Raw genomic sequence first — 24,816 nt, 5'->3', positions numbered from 1 at the left:
CTTATCTCTCTATATTTTTAGTCACTTGCTATAAAGTTAGGCAGAAACTATAGCCCGATCGACTCTAGTCTTTTACCTTGAGTCTCTTCACCTAATATCAAAATTACTAAAGCCACGGCAAGTAAAACAACAGTAAACATCATAAAAACGTGATTAAACCCATTTTTGGCGACCATCATATGTGTCACAACCATTGGGGCAACAATTCCACCGATACGCCCCATTGCCGATGCCCAGCCCGAACCAAAGGCACGAATATTGGCTGGATATTGTTCCGGCGTATAAGTATATAACACGCCCCATGCACCCAAATTAAAGAATGACATGAGACAACCCCAAAACATAATGCTATTTACACTGTGGGCTTGTCCAAAGAAATATGCAGACAAGGCACAAAAACCGATAAATGCAGCAAGTGTAATTTTTCGGCCTAAACGCTCAACAAACCATGCTGCTGCCAAATAGCCCGGTAGCTGTGCCAAAATCATAAGCAATACATATTCAAATGATTTGACAACATCATAGCCTTGTTTGACTAATAAACTTGGCAACCAAGTAAAAATACCATAATAGGAATAGACAATTCCGAACCAGATAAGCCAGAGCATTAAACTTCGGCGTGCAAACTGCCCACTCCAAAGCTGTTTAAATGAAACTTTTTGTCGTATCGACACAGGCACGACTTCAATGTGCTGAACAATTTGAACACAAGCTTCAGCTTCAAGTTTTTGTACTAATGCATGTGCTTCTTCAATACGACCACGGTTAATCAAATACGGTACTGACTCAGGGATTTTTTTCCAAATGACTAAAATATAAATTAGGGGTAAACCACCCATTAAAAAGGCAATATGCCAACCAAACTTAGGAATAATAAAATAAGAAATGAGCGCAGCAACTAACCAGCCTAACCCCCAAAAACTTTCTAGCAGTACAATAAAACGACCACGTACATGGGCAGGTACATATTCACTGACCAGTGTGACCGCTACAGGTAGTTGACCACCTAGTCCCAGCCCAACAATAAACCGAAAAATTAATAGCCACTTCAGATCTGGAGCAAAGGCACACAAAGCAGTTGCAATACTATAAATGGCCATCGTCATCGCAAATACAGTTTTTCGGCCAAAACGGTCTGCTAGAGCGCCCGAACAAACTGCCCCGATTGCCATCCCCACAAAACCAATACTGACAATCCAGCCACTTTCAACGGGTGTTAATGACCAGTCTTTAACAAGGGTCGTCATAATAAAAGCAATAATGCCGGTATCCATCGCATCAAACATCCAGCCTAATCCAACTACCCACAAAAGTGTGTAGTGGAATTTGCCAATTGGAAGATTTTGTATACGTGAAACCAGATCCATAGGAGTAACTCTACTGGAAAGAATAAGTGAGCAATATAATATTTAATTGTTATATCATGCCCACATGAAGTTCGGCATGTTTAATGTTCATCGGTTGAAGAAGCCGATTCAGCGTCATCATCTTTATATATAAATTTAGGCATTTCCAAACCAAAATAAATGGCGATTAAACGAAGCGTAAAACCAAATACCAAGGTTGAAATAACGGTAAGTTCTAAACTTAACCCTAAGTCCAGACAGACCCAATAACAAATGACCGCAACAAAAGAAATACTCGCGTAAAGCTCACGGCGGAACACAAACGGGACATCGTTACATAAAATGTCACGCAAAATTCCTCCAGACACTCCAGTCAAAACCCCAGCGACAGCCGAGACCACAAAACCATGGCCCATTTGTAAGGCAATCTGACAACCAATAATGGTAAATCCAATCAGACCTAAAGCATCTAGCACCAAGAAAATGTTATGTAAATGGCGCATCCATTTAGCAATGATGATGGTAACAAAGGCAGCACAACACGTTAAAACCAAATATTCAGGATGTTTTACCCAAGTTAAAGGATAGTGCCCAAGCAATACATCACGTACTGAACCACCACCCAAAGCTGTCACACAGGCAATTAATACCACACCAAACCAGTCCATACTCCGTCGCCCAGCAGACAATGCCCCTGTCATAGCTTCGGCAGTAATCGCAATAATATAAATAACGGTGAGTAACATTGCCCTTTCCTTCAGGCCAAACGGTGCGCGTATTTTAAGATAAAGTTATAGGAATTGTGCACAGCATTGTTTAAATTTTTTTCCTGAACCGCAGATACAAGGCTGTTTCATCGTGACCTGCATATCGACCGTCGGATCAAGGAAAAACCATTGTTGTTGGTGATATACAAAATGTGAAACTTCATGATGGATTTGAGCACTTTTTCCATCATGATAATGAGCCTTAAACTCCACTTGTGCATGGGTCTTATCTAACTTTTCTTTGGCTTGTATAACTTCTAAACCGAGCCATTGATTTTGTTTGCTCCAGTCACGAATTGCCTCTTTATCAAGCGCAGCTTGCTGACCTAAAGCAGTCGTTTGAACAATATAATCAATGTGCTGCAATGCGAAAGCACTATAACGCGAGCGCATAAGCTGTTCTGCAGATAGAGCCTTCACTGTGCCTAAATGTAAAGGCTCACAGCAATCTACATAGTTTCCCTTTCCACATGGGCAGGTTTGTTGTGTCATTCAGTATTTCTCAAATAAAAAAATAGCTCAAAGTTGAGCTATTTTATGGTGTTTCTAAACTTAGAACGCAATTTAATCTTTCGATTCATCTTGTTCGATAGAAACAATATGAACTTTCTCGATTTTATGCCCTTCCATCGTCACGACTTCAAAGCGGTAACCATCAGCTTCAACCGCTTCACCATTTTCAGGTAAACGTCCTAAATGGAATAACAAATAACCCGATAAAGTAGAATATTGCTCACTTTCATCAACTAAATCACGACCAAGTAAAAGCGAAACATGGCGAATGTCCGTTGAACCTTCAAGTATTAAAGAGCCATCTTCTAAACTTTCAGCTGCTGCATCAAGTTCATCTTCATCAGGGAACTCGCCCGCAATTGCTTCTAAAATATCAATTGGCGTTGCAATACCTTCGATTGAACCATATTCATTTAAAACAATCGCCATTTGTAAAGGAGCCTGACGTAACTGCTCCATCACCATAAGCACTTGAGCATTTTCATGCACAATAACTGGTTCACGTAAGTGCTTTTGAAAATCGACAACACCCGTTTCAATAAAGTTATTTAAAACTTTATGCGTAAGCGCGATACCTTCAATATTATCAAGCTCACCACGAGCAACGATTAAACGTGAATGTGTCATCGACATTAAACGTTCTTTTAATACTTCCGGTTCATCATCCAAGTCAATCCATTCAAGTTCAGGTCTTGGTGTCATCACCGACTTTACTGGACGCTCAGATAATCCAAGTACGCCTTGTACAAGCACACTATGGTAAGCACCATTTTCTTCATCGAAAACTTCGTCAGCAAAAGCTTGGGTTGCCAAAACGTCTTCTTTATCAGCCGCTTGAGAGTCCGAAGTAGAACTACTGTTCTTACTCCCTAACATACGTAAAACTGCAGATGCTGTGCGATAACGTAAATCGGTGGTGGTCACTAACTTTTCTTGATTGTGACGCATGGTTTGATTGATCATTTCTACTAAAATTGAGAAACCAATCGCAGCGTATAAATAACCCTTCGGAATATGGAAACCAAAACCTTCCACAACCAAAGAGAAACCAATCATCATTAAGAAGCCAAGACACAGAATAACAACGGTTGGATGCTTATTCACAAAGTCCATGAGGGGTCTTGAAGCCCACAACATGATACCCACAGCAATCACAACAGCAACCATCATGATTGACAGTTCTTTGACCATACCCACAGCAGTAATCACGCTGTCTAGTGAGAATACGGCATCAAGCACAACAATCTGGACAATTACCATCCAGAAAGCAGCATGGACGGGGTTATCTTCTTTATGAAGCTGTTTACCTTCCATTCGCTCATGCAATTCCATAGTGCCTTTAAATAACAGGAACACACCACCGAACAGTAAAATCAAATCACGACCAGAAAATGGATGGCTAAAAATATGGAAAAGTGGTTGGGTGAGTGTCACGACCCAAGCAATTGAAGCCAAGAGGATAAGACGCATTCCCAAAGCGAGTATTAAACCCACTATACGTGCCTTAGTACGTTGTTCTGGCGGCAACTTTTCAGCCAAAATCGCAATAAAGACGAGGTTGTCGATCCCCAGTACGATTTCAAGAACAATTAATGTAGCTAAGCCTACCCAAGCAGAGGGATCAGACATCCATTCAAAGATCATTGATCCTGCTCCTGTGCTGGGTGAGTTTTATCTTTATTGGGCAACGCAACAGGCATGCCTAGACAAAGGGGGAATAATGTTTTTTTAAGACAAGAAATTAAAACGGAGCGACTACAACCACTACCCATATTTGTTCATATGTTGTTAAACGAATTTTCAGTATAGGCAAGATTTAACATAAATTCATCATTTTTATTTACTCATGATCGGTATTCACCAAACCCATACAAAACATGAATCTTTCATATAAAACTGCTTATAAAGTTGTCATATTTTTTGCTTAGTGTAGACAAGAAATATGAACGTGATAAGGTGAAAATAAAACAATGAATAGCGTATTAACAATGGCAGTAAATGATTCACCAGTAACAGCTGTAAAAACAACACAACCTCTTATTGCATTATATTGTGGTTCACGAGCAGGAAATAAACCGATTTATCGCGAAAAAGCAATTGAGCTAGCAAGCGGAATTGCTGAACAAGGTTTTGGCCTCGTCTATGGCGGTGCTAGCATTGGTTTAATGGGTCAAGTTGCAGAAAGCGTACTTGCCAATGGTGGAGAAGCTGTAGGTGTCATTCCTGAATTTATGCTTGATTATGAAGTGGCACATGCAGGACTTACCGAGTTACATGTCGTAGAAACGATGCATGAACGTAAAGCCATGATGGCAGAACGCGCGAGTGCCTTTATCGCACTACCTGGCGGTTTAGGAACATTCGAAGAAATTTTGGAAATTGCGACTTGGGGACAACTCAACCAGCACCAGAAACCTATGATTTTATATAACGTAAATGGTTTTTATAATGCATTAATTGCTCAGTTAGACCATGCTGTGCAAGAAGGCTTCCTTCCTCTTCAGCACCGAGCTAAATTAATTGTATGTGAAGAAATTGATCAGATTTATAACGTCATTAAAAACTTAAAAATGCCAAAAAGATTTGTTGTGTAATCTCTTTAATCTCCTAAAAAGCGGTTCTTCCGCTTTTTTTGTTTTAACTATTTTCACCATTGCCTTCAAAAGTAATTAGATTTAGTAAAGGGGTACTCAACATTGTCTTACTTTTTTTAAATGCAATTTGTTTTACACTAGGCCAAAACGTTAATTTTCAAATGTTATGAATGCCACGCCGACTCATCAAGCCTTACAACCTGAATATCGCCTACTGGTTCTTTTGGTTTCCATTGGCTTTTTTATGCAGGCATTAGATACAACGATTGTAAATACTGCTATTCCTGCAATGGCACATCATTTAAATGAAGATCCACTACATATGCATAGTGTAGTGGTCGCTTATGTTTTATCTGTAGCTACTTGTATTCCTTTAAGTGGATGGTTGGCCGATCGTTTTGGTGTTAGAAATACGTTTTTGTCAGCTATTATTATTTTTACGCTTGCATCCTTAGGTTGTGGCCTCTCTCAAAGCCTTAATGAGCTTTTGTTTTTCAGGGTGATTCAGGGTGTTGGCGGCGCATTACTACTTCCCGTTGGCCGTTTATCACTTTTAAAAATTATTCCCCGTACTCAATTTTTAGCTGCCATGAGCTTAATGAGTCTGGCAGGTCTACTTGGGCCTTTGGCTGGCCCAACACTCGGTGGTTGGTTAGTCGAGGTTGCAACTTGGCACTGGATTTTCCTTATTAATATCCCGATGGGTATATTGGGTATTTTAATGACCTTAAAGGTTATGCCAAATGTAAAAGAACCTACCGTTAAAACATTTGACTTGATTGGTTTCGTACTCTTAGTCGTTGCCATGATTGGTTGGTCTTTAGGCATTGAACATTTAGCATCACCTCAATATTCAAAATGGTTCAGCATTTCATTGTTAGTCATCGGCGTAATCGCGACACTTTGGTATGCTTATCATTCACATACTCATCAAAATGCATTATTCCGTAGCCGATTGTTTAAAAATAAAATTTTTGCGATTGGTATTTTAGGTAATTTCTTCGCCCGCTTTGGGGGGAATGCCTTACCTTTTGTTCTACCACTCATGTTGCAAGTCGCTTTTGGTTTCGAACCCTTTATTGCGGGTTTAATGATGATTCCATTGGTATTAGGGTCACTTTTTTCTAAACCGATTGTTAGACCTATTATTCAGAGACTGGGTTATCGACGTTTTCTTTTAATTAACACCATATTGGTCGGGCTATGTATTGCATCTTTTGCAATGATGACTGCGGATACCCCAAGCTGGCTTAGAGCATTGCACTTTTTCTTATTTGGCATCTTAAACTCATTACAGTTTGTAGGGATGAATACACTCACCTTAAAAGATTTACCCCAGCAAGATGCGAGTAGCGGCAACAGCTTTTTATCAATGATTATGATGCTTTCAATGAGTATTGGGGTTGCGCTAGCAGGTACACTTATTAATGTATTTACCAATTATTACGGCACAGCTCATGTCACAACCGCCTTCCATATTACTTTAATCTGTTTAGGCTCTATCAATGTCATTACTGCGCTTATTTTTTGGCAAATTCCAAAAAATACGCCTGTATAAGCTGTTGCATTTTTAGCATGGTTTCTCGCTCCTGAATCACGCTATGATGTAAACATGATATTTACAATGAGTTTTGCATGACCAAGCTGGCAAAAACCTTTTCTGCACCACGCTACAACACCCTAATCGGGCTTGTTTTAGCTTGTGTTATGGGGGTTCTCTCTTACTTTGGTCTGTTCTATCAACAAAAAGCACTTGCTCAAGATTATCCAGTTCAAGGTTTTGATATATCTCATCATCAAGACGATATTAACTGGAAAAAAATCTCTCCTGAAAAGTTTCAGTTTGTTTATTTAAAAGCAACGGAAGGTGGGGATTTTAGAGACCAGAAATTTCAGGAAAATTGGCTCAAAGCACGCGAGCGTGGTTTTCATGTGGGTGCTTATCATTTTTATCGTTTATGTCGTGATGGTAAAACACAAGCCGAAAATTTTATTGCAACCGTTCCAAATAAAACCGATGCCCTTCCCCCTGTAATCGATCTTGAATATGACAGTAGCTGCATTAACACCCATACCAAGGAACAATTAATTAAAGAAATAGGTATCATGCATGACCGCCTAAAACAGCATTATGGCAAACAACCCATCTTTTATATTTCTAAAACTTTTTACCACATTGTCTTAATCGGTAATTTCCCAAATACACCTCTGTGGGTCAGAGACTACGAAGGAAAACCTGAACTCAAAGACAAGAGAAAATGGCTCTTTTGGCAACATAGTAATCAAGGTAAAATTGAAGGCATGACAAAGCCGGTAGACTTAAATGTTTATGAGGGTTCAGTCAAAGAATGGCATCAATTTTTACAGCAGCAAGGCATCGTGAAAGCACAATAATATGCGCAAAATCATTCATATCGATATGGATGCCTTTTATGCATCGGTCGAATTACGAGAGCGGCCTGACTTAAAACATCTTCCTGTCGTTATCTCATCACATCATCCGCGGGCCGTTATCGCAGCAGCTTCTTATCCTGCTCGGGAGTTCGGTTTACGCTCTGCCATGTCTATGAGCCAAGCAAGAAAACTATGCCCTCAAGTTGTTATTATCGAACCTAACTTTGAAAAATATCGTACAGTTTCAGCCCAGATTCATAGTATTTTTCAGCAATATACGTTGCTTATTGAACCTTTATCTTTAGACGAAGCCTACTTAGATGTCACTGAAAATTTAAAGCAAATCGCAAGTGCGACTGAAGTTGCCATGCATATTCGGGAAGATATTTTTAGGCTAACAGGGCTGACTGCATCAGCCGGTGTAGCTCCAAATAAATTCTTGGCTAAAGTTGCTTCTGACTGGAACAAGCCAAATGGCTTGTTTGTGATAAAACCTTCTCAGGTAGCTAGTTTTATTCAAGACTTACCCTTAAAAAAAATTCCGGGTGTGGGCAAAGTTACCCAAGAAAAACTGCAACAACTTGAATTACATACGCTAGGTGATTTACAAAAAATTGAAGAAGCTGTTTTAGTTCATCATTTTGGTAAATATGGACAACAGCTTTATCTATATGCACAAGGTATCGATAACCGCCCCGTACAAGCTGAACGCGCTCGTCAACAAATTTCTAAAGAAACCACCTTTGATAGTGATTTTACATTGGCACAATGTCAGCCGTACTGGCATGGTTTAGTTGAAAAAGTCTGGCAAATCCTAGAAAAAAAACAACTTAATGCGCGTGGTGTAAGTATTAAGCTCAAACTCAAGAATTTTCAAACTCTACAGCACAGTAAAAGTTTTAAAAATCCGATTCATTCTCAACAAGACCTGATTCAAGTTTTATTCTTACTTTTGAATGAGATGCATATTCCCGACAACTTTCAATTTCGTCTTATTGGTATTGGCGTTTACCAATTACAGACTAAAGCTGATGACTTTCAGCTGACTCTATTGTAGTTGATGCTTTTTTATTCAAAAGAACAAGTTTTAAACAAAAACAATTCCCTTTTGATCAAAGTTTGAAGTAATCTAATCAGCGCATATCCATTACCCATGTATTTGCAACATGCCAAAGCAACCTTTACTTTCGGCATATCGTCCTGTGATTGGCGTGACGACCAAATCCGAATATTACAGGGCACCTACAGTACATGGGCCTATGTCCATTCTTAACAACACAACAATAAACTACTGAAATTCTTTGACGCTTGCTTGCGCCTACCTATTAACTCTTCATAAAATCTTACCTATTCAATAAAGAACTTTAGAGCATTTTTATGACGGTAAAACGCTTACACGTGACTTCAAGATATTGTGAAGTTGCGATTTCAGGTAACTTGGTGCATTTAGCAGGACAACTCGCTGATGATACCAGTGTCGACATTACAGCACAGACTCAACAGACTTTAGATAATATTGATCGTTTACTTGCTGAAGCGGGCACGGATAAAAGTCATATTCTTTCTGTAATGATTTTTCTAAAAGATATTGAAACGGACTATGCAGCCATGAATGCTGTATGGGATGCATGGATTAGTAAAGACAACCCACCTGCTCGTACTTGTGTCGAATCTAAACTTTATGCACCTGAGGTGCTTGTAGAAATGACCGTTGTTGCGGTACTTCCTTAATTCTTATTAAGTTTAATCAAAAAAAGAGCAATATTTATAGCGATATTGCTCTTTTTTCATACTTTAAAAATTTCTGATATCAGCATTTTTTTCAAATCTTCTTTAATGAGTCCTAAAAATTAAATTGCGATAATATCTACTTATAACGTCTAAGACTTCACAAAAGCATTCGAGATTCTTTCTAGTTGAGGCGTGGCGTGCAAAGTTGCCATCTCTGATTCAGGTGTCAATAAATCTCTTCTTAAATCATGATAGTCAGGCACGCTGCTATAGCGTAATACACGGTAGCCTGCTAACTGGAGTAAACGACGTTCATACTGTTGATGTGCACGGCGTAAACCATTTTCCTCAAGCATAACCACAACAAAAACTTGATAATTTTGATCAAGCACAACAAAGTCAGCCGTCATATTTTGATATTTACGGCGAGTATGGGCATATTTAGTTGTTAATAAAGCATCAAAAGAAACATGAGCTAATACAGTAAATTTTGGCAATACTGTTTGTAAACGAGTTAATGTCACCTGTTCATGACTACTTAACACAGCACGGCGTTTTAAAGCACTGTCTTGTTGGTGCTTTCTTGAGAGACTTTTTGCCGCCATAACGACAGTCAAAAAGAGTAATAAAATCGTAATTAAATAGTACATGGGTCCAATCCTTTAAGTTTTTTATAATGATTTTGCTAGAGCACGCTTTGTTTTAATTGATAACGACACAGCCGTTTTTTAAAAGGTTCACTTAGTAATTTCACTTGTAGTTATCAAGCTTGGCTTAAATTTAGCCATACTCACATTATTTATAATCATAGAATCAACAACAATCAAGTGCAACTCGTCAGATTTTTAGAATTTATCATTTTTCATTACATTTTTTAGGTTAAAAATTCCAAAAATCTCACTATACGATTTTAAGCATGCTCTTCAGAAACAAAAAAGGCTCTGTTTAAGAGCCTTTTTTATCATTATCCACGAGCTTTTGATTTTGGTTTACTTTTCCCACTAAACGGCCTTTTTTCGCCAGTTTCACGAGGAGGCAAACCTGTATGTTGGGTTAGAACCTGTCCCTTTTGTGGACGTTTCTGATTTGAATGATTATTCGTTTGTTGGCTATTCCGTTTAACCGAATCACCTGCCGTAGACGAGTTTTTCTTACGCGCAGATTTATATTCCCCTTCAGTACCTTTAGGTTGATACGTCGGAATTAAATGCTGCTTTGAATTACCAATTAAATCAGCGCGGCCCATTTCTTTTAGGGCTTCACGAAGTAATGGCCAGTTGTTTGGATCATGGTAACGCAAGAATGCTTTATGCAGACGACGACGTTTTTCACCTTTTACAATATCAACTTTTTCAGTATAGCGAGCGACTTTAGCAAGTGGGTTTTTACCCGAATAATACATGGTCGTTGCCGTTGCCATAGGTGAAGGATAGAAAGTCTGTACCTGATCGGCACGGAAGCCATTCTTTTTCAACCAAATTGCAAGGTGCATCATGTCATAATCTGAAGTACCCGGATGTGCAGCAATAAAGTAAGGAATTAAATATTGCTCTTTTCCAGCTTCTTTACTGAAACGATCAAACATTTGTTTGAAACGATCATACGTACCAATACCCGGTTTCATCATCTTAGATAACGGGCCTTGTTCTGTATGCTCTGGCGCAATTTTTAAATAACCACCAACGTGGTGTTGTACCAGTTCTTTGACATATTCAGGGTTGAGTACAGCAAGGTCATAACGTAAACCTGAACCAATCAGAATCTTCTTCACACCTTTAATCGCACGTGCTTTACGATAAAGCTGCACTAACGGCGCATGATCGGTATGTAAGTTTTGACAAACGCCCGGATATACACAAGAAGGTTTACGACAGTTCTTTTCAATTTCTGGATCTTTACAGTGCAAACGGTACATGTTTGCCGTTGGACCACCTAAATCTGAAATAATGCCGGTGAAGTTTGGTGCCGTATCACGAATTTTTTCAATCTCACGTAAGATCGAATCTTCCGAACGGTTTTGAATAATACGCCCTTCATGTTCTGTAATAGAACAGAATGTACAGCCACCAAAACATCCACGCATAATATTGACCGAGAATTTGATCATATCAAATGCTGGGAAACGAGCGTCTCCATAAGTAGGATGTGGCAAACGTGCATAAGGTAAATCAAACACATAATCCATTTCCTCAGTCGTTAGAGGAATTGGAGGTGGGTTAATCCAAACATCACGCTCACCATGACGTTGCACCAAAGCACGGGCATTACCAGGGTTGGTTTCAAGGTGCAAAATACGGTTTGCATGCGCGTAAAGCACTTGGTCATTCGCCACTTCTTCAAAAGAAGGCAAGCGAATGACTGCCAACTCTCGTGGTGGTAATTTGTGTTTAATTGCTTTTGATGGCGCTGGCTTTAATTGTACGATTTGAGTGTCGTCGTCTAGCTTATCGCCTTCATGCACAATTGGATTGGCAACAATCTCTTTTTGGAAGTTTTGATACTGAGCTAAAGAGTTACCTTTTTCTTTTTCAACCTCACAGCCATCAATATCTTCTGTCATGACATATGGGTTAATAATTGGATCAACACGCCCAACTGTATCTACATCATTACTCGCAACTTCAACAAACTTCGCTTTTGATGCTTTGTTATGTTTATTAATAATAAATGCTGTACCACGAACATCAGTAATCTCGTAGATTTTTTCACCTTTAGCCAAACGATGCATCACATCAATAATGGCACGCTCACCATTACCATACATGAGCAAATCGGCTTTTGAGTCCATCAAAATCGAACGACGGACTTTATCTGACCAATAATCATAGTGCGCAATACGACGTAAACTACCTTCAATACCACCTAATAACACTGGTACATCAGGGAACGCTTCACGACAACGTTGGCAATATACGGTTGCTGCACGGTCAGGACGTTTGTTTGGTTCATTGTTTGGAGAATATGCATCATCCGAACGGATTTTACGATCTGCCGTGTAACGATTAATCATCGAGTCCATATTACCTGCGGTCACACCCCAAGCAATCGTTGGCTTACCTAAAACGCGGAAGCTTTCAACATTGGTCCAGTCTGGCTGCGCAATAATACCGACACGGAAACCTTGTGCTTCAAGTACACGGCCAATCACACCCGAAACAAATGATGGGTGGTCAATATAAGCATCGCCACAGACTAAAATAAAGTCACATGCATCCCAGCCGAGTTGGTCCATTTCTTCTCGTGACATCGGCAAAAATGGCGCTGGTTCAAAACACGACGCCCAATATTTGTCGTAATCAAACAGCGCTTTTGGCGCAGTTTGCATGGTATAAGCGGTAGACATGGCTTGCGAATCTCGGCTAGCAGATGAAGGAGAGACATCTAAAGATGAAAGCCGATCATTTTAACATGAATTTCATTCATTTTCCTTGTTTATAAAACATACGAAAACAATAATATAAAAATTAATTTGATTAAAGTTTATTCAATATTTTTATTCTCAGAATAAATACGGCGAAATAAAATCCGCCGTAGTTTTAACACAAGTTATTTATAGGTATTAGAACAAAGCTTTTGGTAAACGAATTTGAATAATCTCGTTATCATCAGCCAGTTTTGCATTACGCCCTGAAGAGCCTGGGAAGTTATTGTCATTTAGTACCGTGAGCGTTGTGCCATTTTCAATAATCACATCTTCAATCGTTTCAAATGGGAAAGCAAAAACCTGTCCTGTACCAATATCCCCTGCACGTGCTGTGCCATACAGCATATTTGGGTTAGCAATTTTGTTTAAGTCGACTAGATCTTCACGGCTTACTAGCTGTCCTGACTCATTCAGCTTAATACGGATTAATTTTTTATATCCACCTAAATTATTCTGAGTCGCATCACGCTCAATAATAATGCCTTCTTTATCATTAAAGAGTTGGAAATCACCAATATTGGTTGCCTTGCTGTCTAACTGGAACCAATAATATTTTCCTGTATAGGCTTTTTTCTTAATATCGAATTGCGAAATCAGCAACTGTCTTTCCGTTTCTCGAATGGATTTAATCGGCTTTTCTATAAGAGTGTAAAGATATTGCCCATCTGGCGAAATTGCCATTCCTTCAAAGCCACCACTTTGCTGAACCAGAGGTTCTACAAAATTAATTTGTGCTTTATTAAACTGATTTTGTGGAGAACGTAATTCTTGCGTCGGATTTAATGGATTTGGTAGAGGAATGGGTGCATCTAATAACACGCCATTCGCTGAAAAATGAAGTAAATAAGGTCCAAACTCATCCCCAATCCAATAAGTGCCATCACTAGTACGTTGCATCGATTCGGGGTCAAAATCAGCACCCGTTAGTAACCGCTCAGGGGTATTACCATTTACAATATTAAATGGGACTAATTTATTTGGATCACGCAATTGAATAAAGCTTTGTACAGTCACTTGACCTGTACCTTTGGTTTTAGTTTTGAAGTCAGGTTTTAACTTATAAATACGAAGTAAAAAGTCTGCTGAATTATCTTGAGTACCAAAACCGTTATCAGCCATTGCCATATAACTGCCATCTTCATTTTTTAATGCAGCAGAAAAGCCTTGTACAGGTTGACCTTTAAATGGAGGATAAATGCCATTTGCTCCTTTTACATATGCACCAGAGTCTGGACCAGCAGCATAGGTTTCGACAGGTAATTTGGCAAAAGAAATTAAGGTGGGTTCAGTAACATTTTCAGTTGGTGGCGTTTGTTCTTGATCGTTATTATCATTACATGCCGTCAATCCTAAACTGGCACAACACAATAATGCTACTAAAGTTTTTTTGCTCATAATTTTATCCAATTGGTAAAAAATTAAGCAAATTTAATCAAGCTTCTATGAAGTTTTTGCTTCAAAAAGATGAAATCTTTATGGCGAAAATATGACAGCGAACTGTTCAATATCCAAAATTGTATTCCTTCAGGAAACGCAGATTAAAGTTTTGTTGGCTGATATTCTCCAGCAATTGCTGCTTTCAAAAATTTCTGGAACGTTGGACATTTCATATGATTTTCAGCGGGACATACCGCAGCATGCTCTAATCCTTGACTAATAAAATGTAACCGCTTTGCCATTTGCTCTAATTGTTCAGCTTTTTCTTTTAATTTTTGCCTATCAAGATCTGGTTTACCATCTTGTCCAAACATTGTTGCGATTTCATTTAAAGAAAAACCCGCAGCACGGCCTAAAGCAATGAGTGCCAGTTGATCAAGCACTTGTTTCCCATACTGCCGACGTAAACCTTGTCGTCCTATCGACTTAATTAATCCTTTCTCTTCATAAAAACGTAGCGTTGCTGTTGTGACTTTTGCCTTTTTAGCGACTTCACCGATATCCATAACAACCTCTTGACTTCAAGTGAACTTGAACTTGCACAATAAATTTATCACGTTTCATATGTATAAAAGTAAGGTGTAAAAATGAATATCTCCACATTGTTCTTACAAGCTTTATATCTTGGTGTTGGTGCAACAGTATTTATGGATATTTGGCTGTTAATACTAAAAATATTTAAGATTCCGACCTTAAATTTTGCCTTTCTTGGACGATGGTTCGGTTGGATATTTCAAGGGAAACTCATCCATCCATCTATTGCACAAAGTCCTCAAGTTAAAGGTGAATATTTATTAGGTTGGATAACACACTACAGTGTCGGGGTTATTTTTGCATTCAGCTTTCTTTTAATTATAGGGGAAACTTGGCTCATTCATCCTCAATTCTACTTAGCACTTCTGTTTGGATTAATCACAGTTCTCATTCCTTTTTTTATTATGCAACCTGCCATGGGTAGTGGTTTTGCTTCATCAAAAACACCTCATCCTTTTTTGAATTGCTTCAAAAGTTTACTTAACCATAGTGTTTTTGGCTGTGGTTTATATCTCACTGCAAAACTATTTCAAATTTAAATAAAGCGGAAACTGCTCATGAAAACTGTTGCCATTATTTACTATAGTCGCCAAGGCCACACCCAATTTATTGCCCAGCAAATTCAAACTGGTATTTTGAGCCATCAAGATATTGAAGTAGATTTGCTTAATGCTGAAGATCTTATCAACACTCCAGAAATTCTTATCAAATATGATGGTTTAATTTGGGGATCTCCTACTTATTTAGGTGGAGTATCTTCTAAGTTAAAACAACTCATGGATGCAACGGGTCCATTATGGAAAAAACAGAACTTTAAAGGAAAATTGGCAGCCGGTTTTACCGTTTCCTCTCTTCCTGCTGGAGATAAACAATCGACACTAATTTCACTTTTTACCTTTTGTATGCAACATGGCATGTTATGGATCGGCAATCCAATTTTGCCAGAGCAGCATCAAGGTATTCCCTATGCTCAAGCAGCTAATCGTCTCGGTTCATGGTCAGGTTTAATGGCTCAACCTGAACACGGCAGTAATGCAAATGGATTTGATGAGGGAGACATAAAAACTGCTCAACAATTTGGGGAGAATTTTGCGTTAACCTTAAACGCCTACCATTAGACATAACACAATGAAAATACATGGGTTTTAATCTTCATGGTTTTATCAGAAATGATGTCTCTTATGATTTCAGGTATTTTAACTTTTCAAGGATTAGAGCTGAATTATGGTTTTCTTTTCATTGTGGTCATCTGCTGGGATGTTGGCTTTCCCAAGAGTTTTAATTTATGTTCTTATAACTCAGTAACGAGTCAACATCGTATTTAAGAAAGCTAAAAAGGGTATCTCTGTAAGTAAAAACCTACAAAACTTGCGGTAATTTGCGGATATTCAGCTTTAGTATTTTTTCATAATATATGAATCATAGAGAGACAGGATGTCTCATTGAAGAAGAATAAGAACGCAGGAAGCGGTAGTTGACAGGAGTTAGCTACATAAAGCTGAATACGAAGGAACCTCGACAGGATGTCGGGGTTTTTTCATTTCAGTTATACAAAATTCTTACTTTTTAGATGTGCTGAGCAACAGAACTGATATTGATCTGATTGTAATGCCTAAATACCATTGATTTCATTTAAAACTTGATTATTGGTTTTGTATTTTGCTTATCCCATCTTTAACCCAAAATCGTTTTGAACCAACACAATTACACATCTTTAGTCTCAAATTTTTTATTATTGCCTTAATGACAATAATGACGGGATGCACAAGCTTAGGTCCCAATAGCGGCTCATTTTCTTGGCGTTCAAATAAGCTCTCATCTGGTTTACAAAAAGCTTATTCCGTTCCACCGAGTACAGCGAATCGATTATCTCCACTGATTATCCAAAGTGCTGACAAATATAATGTTCCTCCACTTTTACTCGCGGCAGTCATCAGACAAGAGTCTAACTACAATAGTAATGCCCGTTCTCCAACTGGAGCTGTTGGACTAACTCAAATTATTCCAAGCTATTGGCAGCAAACTTGCGCTGGTAATTTATATGATGAATCTACTAATATCCAATGTGGTGCTTATATTTTAAATCATTACTATCAAACCGCAGATAGTTGGTTCAAAGCCACGGCTTATTATAATGTTGGGCCAACTGGTTATGAGAGAAGTTTCTGGACACGTCACAAAGCAAAAAAATATGCTCGATCTATTAAACATCATCAAAAGAATTTAAAAAGTGCGCTATAAATGAGATTAAATAAAAGCCCATCACTAGATGGGCTTTTTTATACAATTAATTTTATTCGTCGAATAAACCTTCAAATAACACAGAGGATAAATAGCGCTCACCACTATCTGGCAGAATAACAACAATCGTTTTACCAGCATTTTCAGGACGCTCTGCAATCTTTGCAGCGGCTGCCAATGCAGCTCCACTTGAAATACCCACTAAAATACCTTCTTGGGTTGCACAGTTTCTCGCCCATTGAATTGCTTCTTCACTACTCACTGGTAAAACTTCATCCACAAGGTCCAAATCAAGATTCTTTGGAATAAAGTTTGCACCAATTCCCTGAATTTTATGGGGTGCAGGCGTAATGCTCTCACCATTTTTAGTTTGCGTAATAATTGGAGATTCAGCAGGTTCAACTGCTACTGAATACAAAGGTTTATTTTGAACCTGTTCAAAATAACGAGAAATACCCGTAATCGTACCGCCAGTACCAACGCCCGCCACTAAAATATCGACTTGCCCACCTGTAGCTTGCCAGATTTCAGGACCAGTTGTGTCTACATGAATTTGAGGATTCGCTGGGTTTTCAAACTGTTGTGGCAAGAAATAAAGATCTGGCTGTTCAGTAGCTAAGCGTACAGCCTCATCAACTGCTCCTTTCATTCCCTTAGCGGGTTCAGTTAAAACCAAATTAGCCCCAAGAGCTTTTAATACTTTTCTACGTTCAAGACTCATACTTGCAGGCATAGTTAGAGTAATTGGATAACCTTTTGCCGCAGCAACAAATGCCAATGCAATACCAGTATTACCACTGGTTGGCTCAACAATATGCATGCCTTCTTTTAATACACCACGTTTTTCTGCATCTGCAATAAGTGCTGCTCCAATACGACATTTTACAGAAAATGCAGGGTTACGGCTTTCCACTTTTGCTAATACAGTAGCACCTGTTTTAATTAAACGATTAATGCGTACTAAAGGAGTATTACCAATAGCCTCAGCATTATTGGAATAAACTGCGATACCTAGATTGTTTGGTGTCGGGAATTGCTGATCAGTAGACATGTTATATCCTTATTAGATTTGGAATGATTCTGAACCATTATAGGCTTGTCAAATAAACAAGAAAGTAGAAAAAATTAAGCAATATAAAAAAGACCCTTATATTAGTATCATGTTGATTTAATTTACTAACTCGATAAATATAGACCAGCGTGAAAATAAAATAAGAGCCTCTAAATTAAAGATAATATAAAACATATATTTATATCTTTACAGTACTCATATTTTGGCTGAAAAAGCTTATCTTTATGCAAGATTAAAAATCATGTAGTTAATACTACCAAGGTTCACCCTCTCGCCAATCCGCACAAATAGTATCCTTCTCTGAACTATGTGATAGCAATTTTTTCACTTTAGTGCTCAAAGGATATAGCATAATTTCATAATCATCAGTTAGATAAGTAGAAGCATCTTGTTTGATGTACAAGTCCCCCCACCAAGTAGTCCAGCCTAATTTTTTATAAAATGCCTCATCTTCCGGTTGCAATGCCGCAAGCCCATATTCCAAGTCAGTTAATGCATCAGCTAAATATCTTAATAATTGTGATGCAAGCCCTTTACCTCTCATCTCATAATCGGTAGTCACATATTCTACATAAGCAGTTTTTACACTAACACTGCCATTTATGGTGAAAATTCTATCTGTCCATAAAGCATGTGAAACAATTTTTTCATTCAATATACCGACGACATGGATAGCTTTTTGCATAAAGGCATATTGGCTCCAAGGATCTTCCTCAAAAGCAGCAAAACTTAACTCAGCAATTTGCTGACGTTGCTTTTTATCTAGATCTTGGGCTGCAATAATTTTGAACTGCATAGATGAAAACTCAATTTTAGCTATTTATAGATTAAGCAAAGATTGGAATATTATGAAATGTTTTTTTAAAAACATAAGAAATGAGATATTTATTAGATTGAATTTAATGTTTTTCAGGCATAAAAAAACACCCCAATCTCTTTTGAGATTGGGGTGTTTGAATAATGAGCTGGCGATGACTTACTCTCACATGGGTAACCCCACACTACCATCAGCGCTAAGAGGTTTCACTTCTGAGTTCGGGAAGGGATCAGGTGGTTCACTCTTGCTATGGTCGCCAGCACAACTGTTATGGATACTTGCCTTGGTCTTATTGTCTGCCAATGCGTTTTCCAAATCTTTACAGATGGGCTGATTGAATCTGAACTTGTTCATTTTAACTAGTGGAATAACTAAATCAAGTTACTTAGTATGATAATGAATCGATTGATGCTTTATATACAACTGCTTGGGTGTTGTATAGTCAAGCCTCACGAGCAATTAGTATTGGTCAGCTTCACATATCGCTATGCTTCCACATCCAACCTATCAACGTCCTAGTCTCGAACGGCTCTTTAGAGGACATAAAGTCCTAGGGAAATCTTATCTTGAGGTAGGCTTCCCGCTTAGATGCTTTCAGCGGTTATCCCTTCCGAACATAGCTACCCGGCGATGCGACTGGCGTCACAACCGGTACACCAGAGGTTCGTCCACTCTGGTCCTCTCGTACTAGGAGCAGATCCTCTCAAATTTCCAGCGCCCACGGTAGATAGGGACCGAACTGTCTCACGACGTTCTAAACCCAGCTCGCGTACCTCTTTAAATGGCGAACAGCCATACCCTTGGGACCTGCTTCAGCCCCAGGATGAGATGAGCCGACATCGAGGTGCCAAACACCGCCGTCGATATGAACTCTTGGGCGGTATCAGCCTGTTATCCCCAGAGTACCTTTTATCCGTTGAGCGATGGCCCTTCCATACAGAACCACCGGATCACTAAGACCTACTTTCGTACCTGCTCGACTTGTGGGTCTCGCAGTTAAGCGCGCTTTTGCCTTTATACTCTACGCGTGATTTCCGACCACGCTGAGCGCACCTTCGTACTCCTCCGTTACTCTTTAGGAGGAGACCGCCCCAGTCAAACTACCCACCAGACACGGTCCTCGTCCCGGATAACGGGACAGAGTTAGAACCTCAACATTACCAGGGTGGTATTTCAAGGACGGCTCCATTGGAACTAGCGTTCCAACTTCAAAGCCTCCCACCTATCCTACACAAGTAAGGTCAAAGTTCAGTGTCAAGCTGCAGTAAAGGTTCACGGGGTCTTTCCGTCTAGCCGCGGGTACACTGCATCTTCACAGCGATTTCGATTTCACTGAGCCTCTGCTGGAGACAGCGCCGCCATCATTATGCCATTCGTGCAGGTCGGAACTTACCCGACAAGGAATTTCGCTACCTTAGGACCGTTATAGTTACGGCCGCCGTTTACTGGGGCTTCGATCAAGAGCTTCGCTTACGCTAACCCCATCAATTAACCTTCCAGCACCGGGCAGGCATCACACCCTATACGTCCACTTTCGTGTTTGCAGAGTGCTATGTTTTTAATAAACAGTTGCAGCGGCCTGGTTTCTGCGGCTGTCATCAGCTCAGGAAGCAAGTTCCATCACCAACAACAGCGTACCTTCTCCCGAAGTTACGGTACCATTTTGCCTAGTTCCTTCAGCAGAGTTCTCTCAAGCGCCTTGGTCTACTCGACCTGACCACCTGTGTCGGTTTCGGGTACGATTCCTGTGTAACTGAAGCTTAGAGACTTTTCCTGGAAGCATGGTATCAGCCACTTCACTGTACAAGTACAGCTTGCTATCGGATCTCAGTATAGAGTACCCCGGATTTGCCTAAGATACATACCTACATCCTTCCACCTGGACAACCAACGCCAGGCTGACTTAACCTTCTCCGTCCTCTCATCGCATTACACAGAAGTATTGGAATATTAACCAATTTCCCATCGACTACGCCTTTCGGCCTCGCCTTAGGGGTCGACTCACCCAGCCCCGATTAACGTTGGACTGGAACCCTTGGTCTTTCGGCGAACGGGTTTTTCACCCGTTTTGTCGTTACTCACGTCAGCATTCGCACTTCTGATACCTCCAGCATACTTCTCAATACACCTTCATCGGCTTACAGAACGCTCCCCTACCACTTGACTAATGTCAAATCCGCAGCTTCGGCACATAGTTTTAGCCCCGTTACATCTTCCGCGCAGGCCGACTCGACTAGTGAGCTATTACGCTTTCTTTAAAGGGTGGCTGCTTCTAAGCCAACCTCCTAGCTGTCTATGCCTTCCCACATCGTTTCCCACTTAACTATGATTTTGGGGCCTTAGCTGGCGGTCTGGATTGTTTTCCTCTTGACTACGGACGTTAGCACCCGCAGTCTGTCTCCCGGATAGTACTCATAGGTATTCGGAGTTTGCATCGGTTTGGTAAGTCGGGATGACCCCCTAGCCGAAACAGTGCTCTACCCCCTATGGTATTCGTCCGAGGCGCTACCTAAATAGCTTTCGGGGAGAACCAGCTATCACCAGGCTTGATTAGCCTTTCACCCCTATCCACAAGTCATCCCCTGGCTTTTCAACGACAGTGGGTTCGGTCCTCCAGTTAGTGTTACCCAACCTTCAACCTGCTCATGGATAGATCGCCTGGTTTCGGGTCTATACCCAGCAACTAAACGCCCTATTAAGACTCGATTTCTCTACGGCTCCCCTATACGGTTAACCTCGCTACTGAATATAAGTCGCTGACCCATTATACAAAAGGTACGCAGTCACCGAACAAGTCGGCTCCCACTGCTTGTATGCATGCGGTTTCAGGATCTATTTCACTCCCCTCACAGGGGTTCTTTTCGCCTTTCCCTCACGGTACTGGTTCACTATCGGTCAGTCAGGAGTATTTAGCCTTGGAGGATGGTCCCCCCATATTCAGACAAGGTTTCACGTGCCTCGCCCTACTCGTCATCATTATGTGTGCCCTTTCGTGTACGGGAATATCACCCTCTACGTTCGCACTTCCCAGAGCGTTCCACTAAAACACACATAACTTAATGGGCTGATCCCCGTTCGCTCGCCGCTACTGAGGGAATCTCAATTGATTTCTTTTCCTAAGGGTACTGAGATGTTTCACTTCCCCTCGTTCGCTTTGCAACACTATGTATTCATGTTGCAATACCTACCTTAAAGTAGGTGGGTTCCCCCATTCAGAAATCTCCGGATCAAAGGATATTTGCCGCCTCCCCGGAGCTTTTCGCAGGCTATCACGTCTTTCATCGCCTCTGACTGCCAAGGCATCCACCACATGCACTTAATTACTTGACTATACAACCCCAAACAGTCGTCAACACCTACAAGTGAGTGTTGTCCGTGCGATTCTTCATCGCTACTATCTGTTGTCTGTGTACTTAAACACTGTACAGCTTCAATCTAAATTCATATACCAAAACGCTTGATTCAGTTAATTTGCTAGTTCTCAATTAACTCCAAGATCAGAATTACTTCATCTCTCTTTGTTATTGAGTGAACAATTTATTTCAGACTCAATTTTGCCAATCTGTTAATGAATAAACATGCCTTCGTCAGGTCATGCTTAATACCGTGATACTTAAATCACAGAAGTTAATAAACCAAGATCTCAATCTCTATTTACTAATTTCTGTAATCCGAACTTCTCTTAAGTTCTGGTGGAGACTAGGAGAGTCGAACTCCTGACCTCCTGCGTGCAAAGCAGGCGCTCTACCAACTAAGCTAAGTCCCCAGCTTACATCATCAGTCATGTATCTTTTTATCTATAACTTCAACCAGTCAAAGTCATGGTGGGTCTGACAAGACTTGAACTTGTGACCCCACGCTTATCAAGCGTGTGCTCTAACCAACTGAGCTACAGACCCTCAGATACATCTATGAAGAACAACTTGTTGTGGATTCTTACCAATCGTCAATCTTTCGTTAAGGAGGTGATCCAGCCGCAGGTTCCCCTACGGCTACCTTGTTACGACTTCACCCCAGTCATCGGCCACACCGTGGTAACCGCCCTCTTTGCAGTTAGGCTAGCTACTTCTGGTGCAACAAACTCCCATGGTGTGACGGGCGGTGTGTACAAGGCCCGGGAACGTATTCACCGCGGCATTCTGATCCGCGATTACTAGCGATTCCGACTTCATGGAGTCGAGTTGCAGACTCCAATCCGGACTACGATCGGCTTTTTGAGATTAGCATCACATCGCTGTGTAGCAACCCTTTGTACCGACCATTGTAGCACGTGTGTAGCCCTGGCCGTAAGGGCCATGATGACTTGACGTCGTCCCCGCCTTCCTCCAGTTTGTCACTGGCAGTATCCTTAAAGTTCCCGACATTACTCGCTGGCAAATAAGGAAAAGGGTTGCGCTCGTTGCGGGACTTAACCCAACATCTCACGACACGAGCTGACGACAGCCATGCAGCACCTGTATGTAAGTTCCCGAAGGCACCAATCCATCTCTGGAAAGTTCTTACTATGTCAAGGCCAGGTAAGGTTCTTCGCGTTGCATCGAATTAAACCACATGCTCCACCGCTTGTGCGGGCCCCCGTCAATTCATTTGAGTTTTAGTCTTGCGACCGTACTCCCCAGGCGGTCTACTTATCGCGTTAGCTGCGCCACTAAAGCCTCAAAGGCCCCAACGGCTAGTAGACATCGTTTACGGCATGGACTACCAGGGTATCTAATCCTGTTTGCTCCCCATGCTTTCGCACCTCAGCGTCAGTGTTAGGCCAGATGGCTGCCTTCGCCATCGGTATTCCTCCAGATCTCTACGCATTTCACCGCTACACCTGGAATTCTACCATCCTCTCCCACACTCTAGCTAACCAGTATCGAATGCAATTCCCAAGTTAAGCTCGGGGATTTCACATTTGACTTAATTAGCCGCCTACGCGCGCTTTACGCCCAGTAAATCCGATTAACGCTTGCACCCTCTGTATTACCGCGGCTGCTGGCACAGAGTTAGCCGGTGCTTATTCTGCGAGTAACGTCCACTATCTCTAGGTATTAACTAAAGTAGCCTCCTCCTCGCTTAAAGTGCTTTACAACCATAAGGCCTTCTTCACACACGCGGCATGGCTGGATCAGGGTTCCCCCATTGTCCAATATTCCCCACTGCTGCCTCCCGTAGGAGTCTGGGCCGTGTCTCAGTCCCAGTGTGGCGGATCATCCTCTCAGACCCGCTACAGATCGTCGCCTTGGTAGGCCTTTACCCCACCAACTAGCTAATCCGACTTAGGCTCATCTATTAGCGCAAGGTCCGAAGATCCCCTGCTTTCTCCCGTAGGACGTATGCGGTATTAGCATCCCTTTCGAGATGTTGTCCCCCACTAATAGGCAGATTCCTAAGCATTACTCACCCGTCCGCCGCTAGGTTAGGTAGCAAGCTACCCTTCCCCGCTCGACTTGCATGTGTTAAGCCTGCCGCCAGCGTTCAATCTGAGCCATGATCAAACTCTTCAGTTAAAATCATTTTGCACCTTATTTAAAGACAAGGTGCCAATTCTGGCTCATCAATTACTGACTTAAATTCGCTCAAATAAACTTCGAGTAATTTAAACCAATCAATCAATGAAAATTATTTCGATTAATCAATCAGTAAAAATCCACACAAGTTGTTCTTCAATTCTCTTAATGATCTTCTTCCTGGTTCGTCACCAGCAAGCTAGGTCGGCTATATTACTCTTAATCTCTTAAAAGTCAACAGGTAATTTCGATATTTTTTAAAACTTATTTTCTAAACCATCTCATCATCAAATTCATCACTTAACGCAACCAACTTAATCACAAGTAACTGTTTTTCAACAAGTTTCTATCTGCATCACCGCCGATGGATGTGCATTATAGAGGATTACTAACCCTTTGCAAGTGAAAATTTAAAACTAGTGAACCGAGCGTTTAATTTTAAATCAACATA

At 40.6% G+C, this 24,816-nt stretch carries 18 protein-coding genes, 2 tRNA genes, 3 rRNA genes and 1 pseudogene; 8 read left to right on the top strand and 16 right to left on the bottom strand.

Translation table 11 applies throughout. From position 1 onward, the window contains the following. Positions 1 to 47: 47 nt before the first annotated feature. The 4 genes from ABLB96_RS03705 to ABLB96_RS03690 all read right to left on the bottom strand — a co-directional run bounded on the left by ABLB96_RS03705 (position 48) and on the right by ABLB96_RS03690 (position 4,270). The gene (locus tag ABLB96_RS03705; RefSeq protein ID WP_348896938.1) at positions 48 to 1,367 is read right to left on the bottom strand and encodes an MFS transporter; all 1,320 of its coding nucleotides are present in this window, start codon (positions 1,365 to 1,367) and stop codon (positions 48 to 50) included. Positions 1,368 to 1,447: 80 nt separating this feature from the next. Next, positions 1,448 to 2,092 (bottom strand): trimeric intracellular cation channel family protein, encoded by a 645-nt coding sequence (locus tag ABLB96_RS03700; RefSeq protein ID WP_002048969.1) that lies wholly within the window; start codon positions 2,090 to 2,092, stop codon positions 1,448 to 1,450. Positions 2,093 to 2,137: 45 nt separating this feature from the next. After that, complete coding sequence (locus tag ABLB96_RS03695; protein ID WP_348896937.1) at positions 2,138 to 2,605, bottom strand: YchJ family protein; 468 nt, start codon at positions 2,603 to 2,605, stop codon at positions 2,138 to 2,140. A 72-nt stretch (positions 2,606 to 2,677) separates the two neighbouring features. Continuing rightward, positions 2,678 to 4,270 carry a TerC family protein gene (locus ABLB96_RS03690; RefSeq protein WP_348896936.1) on the bottom strand — a complete coding sequence of 531 codons (1,593 nt, stop codon included), beginning with the start codon at positions 4,268 to 4,270 and terminating at the stop codon, positions 2,678 to 2,680. A gap of 326 nt (positions 4,271 to 4,596) precedes the next feature. Here ABLB96_RS03690 and ABLB96_RS03685 point away from each other — a divergent pair, with 326 nt between their 5' ends. The 4 genes from ABLB96_RS03685 (at position 4,597) to dinB (ending at position 8,671) form a co-directional block, all read left to right on the top strand. Then, complete coding sequence (locus ABLB96_RS03685; protein ID WP_348896935.1) at positions 4,597 to 5,220, top strand: TIGR00730 family Rossman fold protein; 624 nt, start codon at positions 4,597 to 4,599, stop codon at positions 5,218 to 5,220. 166 nt (positions 5,221 to 5,386) lie between these two features. After that, positions 5,387 to 6,778: a multidrug transporter subunit MdtD gene (gene mdtD, locus ABLB96_RS03680; protein WP_348896934.1), complete on the top strand. Its 1,392-nt coding sequence runs from the start codon at positions 5,387 to 5,389 to the stop codon at positions 6,776 to 6,778. A gap of 77 nt (positions 6,779 to 6,855) precedes the next feature. Further along, a complete protein-coding gene (locus tag ABLB96_RS03675; RefSeq protein WP_348896933.1) occupies positions 6,856 to 7,614 on the top strand; it encodes a GH25 family lysozyme in 759 nt (252 codons plus the stop codon). Between the two features lies 1 nt (position 7,615). Then, positions 7,616 to 8,671: a DNA polymerase IV gene (dinB, locus tag ABLB96_RS03670; RefSeq protein ID WP_348896932.1), complete on the top strand. Its 1,056-nt coding sequence runs from the start codon at positions 7,616 to 7,618 to the stop codon at positions 8,669 to 8,671. Between the two features lie 58 nt (positions 8,672 to 8,729). Here the strand turns inward: dinB and ABLB96_RS03665 are convergent. Beyond that, positions 8,730 to 8,792, bottom strand: a pseudogene (locus tag ABLB96_RS03665) (hypothetical protein); the annotation flags it as partial. A 199-nt stretch (positions 8,793 to 8,991) separates the two neighbouring features. Between ABLB96_RS03665 and ABLB96_RS03660 the strand changes: the two are divergent. After that, positions 8,992 to 9,345 (top strand): RidA family protein, encoded by a 354-nt coding sequence (locus tag ABLB96_RS03660; protein ID WP_348896931.1) that lies wholly within the window; start codon positions 8,992 to 8,994, stop codon positions 9,343 to 9,345. A gap of 149 nt (positions 9,346 to 9,494) precedes the next feature. Here ABLB96_RS03660 and ABLB96_RS03655 read toward each other — a convergent pair whose 3' ends face one another. From ABLB96_RS03655 to ABLB96_RS03640, 4 genes are all read right to left on the bottom strand, one after another. Beyond that, entirely contained in the window at positions 9,495 to 9,995 is a 501-nt protein-coding gene (locus ABLB96_RS03655) for a DUF2726 domain-containing protein (RefSeq protein ID WP_348896930.1), read from the bottom strand. A gap of 314 nt (positions 9,996 to 10,309) precedes the next feature. Continuing rightward, entirely contained in the window at positions 10,310 to 12,688 is a 2,379-nt protein-coding gene (locus ABLB96_RS03650) for a YgiQ family radical SAM protein (protein WP_348896929.1), read from the bottom strand. Between the two features lie 216 nt (positions 12,689 to 12,904). Then, a complete protein-coding gene (locus tag ABLB96_RS03645) occupies positions 12,905 to 14,164 on the bottom strand; it encodes an esterase-like activity of phytase family protein (protein WP_348896928.1) in 1,260 nt (419 codons plus the stop codon). A 143-nt stretch (positions 14,165 to 14,307) separates the two neighbouring features. After that, positions 14,308 to 14,712 (bottom strand): helix-turn-helix domain-containing protein, encoded by a 405-nt coding sequence (locus ABLB96_RS03640; RefSeq protein WP_348896927.1) that lies wholly within the window; start codon positions 14,710 to 14,712, stop codon positions 14,308 to 14,310. An 81-nt stretch (positions 14,713 to 14,793) separates the two neighbouring features. On the opposite strand from ABLB96_RS03640, the gene ABLB96_RS03635 reads away from it, so the two are divergent. The 3 genes from ABLB96_RS03635 to ABLB96_RS03625 all read left to right on the top strand — a co-directional run bounded on the left by ABLB96_RS03635 (position 14,794) and on the right by ABLB96_RS03625 (position 16,981). Then, positions 14,794 to 15,279, top strand: a complete 486-nt coding sequence (locus ABLB96_RS03635) for a DUF2938 domain-containing protein (RefSeq protein ID WP_348896926.1) — start codon at positions 14,794 to 14,796, stop codon at positions 15,277 to 15,279. Between the two features lie 18 nt (positions 15,280 to 15,297). After that, positions 15,298 to 15,858, top strand: coding sequence for a flavodoxin family protein (locus ABLB96_RS03630; protein ID WP_348896925.1), 561 nt, complete (start codon positions 15,298 to 15,300; stop codon positions 15,856 to 15,858). Between the two features lie 541 nt (positions 15,859 to 16,399). After that, complete coding sequence (locus ABLB96_RS03625) at positions 16,400 to 16,981, top strand: transglycosylase SLT domain-containing protein (protein ID WP_348896924.1); 582 nt, start codon at positions 16,400 to 16,402, stop codon at positions 16,979 to 16,981. A 52-nt stretch (positions 16,982 to 17,033) separates the two neighbouring features. Here the strand turns inward: ABLB96_RS03625 and cysK are convergent, their stop codons facing one another. The 7 genes from cysK to ABLB96_RS03590 form a co-directional block, all read right to left on the bottom strand. Then, a complete protein-coding gene (gene cysK / locus ABLB96_RS03620; RefSeq protein ID WP_348896923.1) occupies positions 17,034 to 18,032 on the bottom strand; it encodes a cysteine synthase A in 999 nt (332 codons plus the stop codon). Between the two features lie 274 nt (positions 18,033 to 18,306). Further along, a complete protein-coding gene (locus tag ABLB96_RS03615; protein WP_348896922.1) occupies positions 18,307 to 18,849 on the bottom strand; it encodes a GNAT family N-acetyltransferase in 543 nt (180 codons plus the stop codon). A gap of 167 nt (positions 18,850 to 19,016) precedes the next feature. Continuing rightward, positions 19,017 to 19,131 (bottom strand): 5S ribosomal RNA (gene rrf / locus ABLB96_RS03610). A 177-nt stretch (positions 19,132 to 19,308) separates the two neighbouring features. Continuing rightward, positions 19,309 to 22,200: ribosomal RNA gene (locus tag ABLB96_RS03605) — 23S ribosomal RNA — on the bottom strand. Between the two features lie 360 nt (positions 22,201 to 22,560). Continuing rightward, positions 22,561 to 22,636, bottom strand: a tRNA-Ala gene (locus ABLB96_RS03600). A gap of 56 nt (positions 22,637 to 22,692) precedes the next feature. Then, positions 22,693 to 22,769: transfer RNA gene (locus tag ABLB96_RS03595), tRNA-Ile, on the bottom strand. A gap of 59 nt (positions 22,770 to 22,828) precedes the next feature. Beyond that, positions 22,829 to 24,365 (bottom strand): 16S ribosomal RNA (locus ABLB96_RS03590). Together the 16S, 23S and 5S rRNA genes with 2 tRNA genes alongside form the textbook arrangement of a ribosomal RNA operon. Between the last annotated feature and the right edge of the window lie 451 nt (positions 24,366 to 24,816).

This window comes from Acinetobacter sp. XH1741 (genome assembly GCF_041021895.1).
In the GTDB taxonomy this organism is placed as follows: Bacteria; Pseudomonadota; Gammaproteobacteria; order Pseudomonadales; family Moraxellaceae; genus Acinetobacter.
The sequence above is the reverse complement of the archived record's forward strand: the minus strand, read 5'-3'. Positions and strand labels throughout refer to the sequence as shown.

What these genes read in the sequence shown, in the direction of transcription:
- ABLB96_RS03630 (WP_348896925.1), top strand. Translation starts at nt 15,298, where the DNA reads ATGAAAACTGTTGCCATTATTTACTATAGTCGCCAAGGCCACACCCAA.
- ABLB96_RS03645 (WP_348896928.1), bottom strand. Translation starts at nt 14,164, where the DNA reads ATGAGCAAAAAAACTTTAGTAGCATTATTGTGTTGTGCCAGTTTAGGA.
- ABLB96_RS03615 (WP_348896922.1), bottom strand. Translation starts at nt 18,849, where the DNA reads ATGCAGTTCAAAATTATTGCAGCCCAAGATCTAGATAAAAAGCAACGT.
- ABLB96_RS03640 (WP_348896927.1), bottom strand. Translation starts at nt 14,712, where the DNA reads ATGGATATCGGTGAAGTCGCTAAAAAGGCAAAAGTCACAACAGCAACG.
- ABLB96_RS03700 (WP_002048969.1), bottom strand. Translation starts at nt 2,092, where the DNA reads ATGTTACTCACCGTTATTTATATTATTGCGATTACTGCCGAAGCTATG.
- cysK (WP_348896923.1), bottom strand. Translation starts at nt 18,032, where the DNA reads ATGTCTACTGATCAGCAATTCCCGACACCAAACAATCTAGGTATCGCA.
- dinB (WP_348896932.1), top strand. Translation starts at nt 7,616, where the DNA reads ATGCGCAAAATCATTCATATCGATATGGATGCCTTTTATGCATCGGTC.
- ABLB96_RS03660 (WP_348896931.1), top strand. Translation starts at nt 8,992, where the DNA reads ATGACGGTAAAACGCTTACACGTGACTTCAAGATATTGTGAAGTTGCG.
- ABLB96_RS03695 (WP_348896937.1), bottom strand. Translation starts at nt 2,605, where the DNA reads ATGACACAACAAACCTGCCCATGTGGAAAGGGAAACTATGTAGATTGC.
- ABLB96_RS03690 (WP_348896936.1), bottom strand. Translation starts at nt 4,270, where the DNA reads ATGATCTTTGAATGGATGTCTGATCCCTCTGCTTGGGTAGGCTTAGCT.
- mdtD (WP_348896934.1), top strand. Translation starts at nt 5,387, where the DNA reads ATGAATGCCACGCCGACTCATCAAGCCTTACAACCTGAATATCGCCTA.
- ABLB96_RS03655 (WP_348896930.1), bottom strand. Translation starts at nt 9,995, where the DNA reads ATGTACTATTTAATTACGATTTTATTACTCTTTTTGACTGTCGTTATG.
- ABLB96_RS03705 (WP_348896938.1), bottom strand. Translation starts at nt 1,367, where the DNA reads ATGGATCTGGTTTCACGTATACAAAATCTTCCAATTGGCAAATTCCAC.
- ABLB96_RS03675 (WP_348896933.1), top strand. Translation starts at nt 6,856, where the DNA reads ATGACCAAGCTGGCAAAAACCTTTTCTGCACCACGCTACAACACCCTA.
- ABLB96_RS03635 (WP_348896926.1), top strand. Translation starts at nt 14,794, where the DNA reads ATGAATATCTCCACATTGTTCTTACAAGCTTTATATCTTGGTGTTGGT.
- ABLB96_RS03650 (WP_348896929.1), bottom strand. Translation starts at nt 12,688, where the DNA reads ATGTCTACCGCTTATACCATGCAAACTGCGCCAAAAGCGCTGTTTGAT.
- ABLB96_RS03685 (WP_348896935.1), top strand. Translation starts at nt 4,597, where the DNA reads ATGAATAGCGTATTAACAATGGCAGTAAATGATTCACCAGTAACAGCT.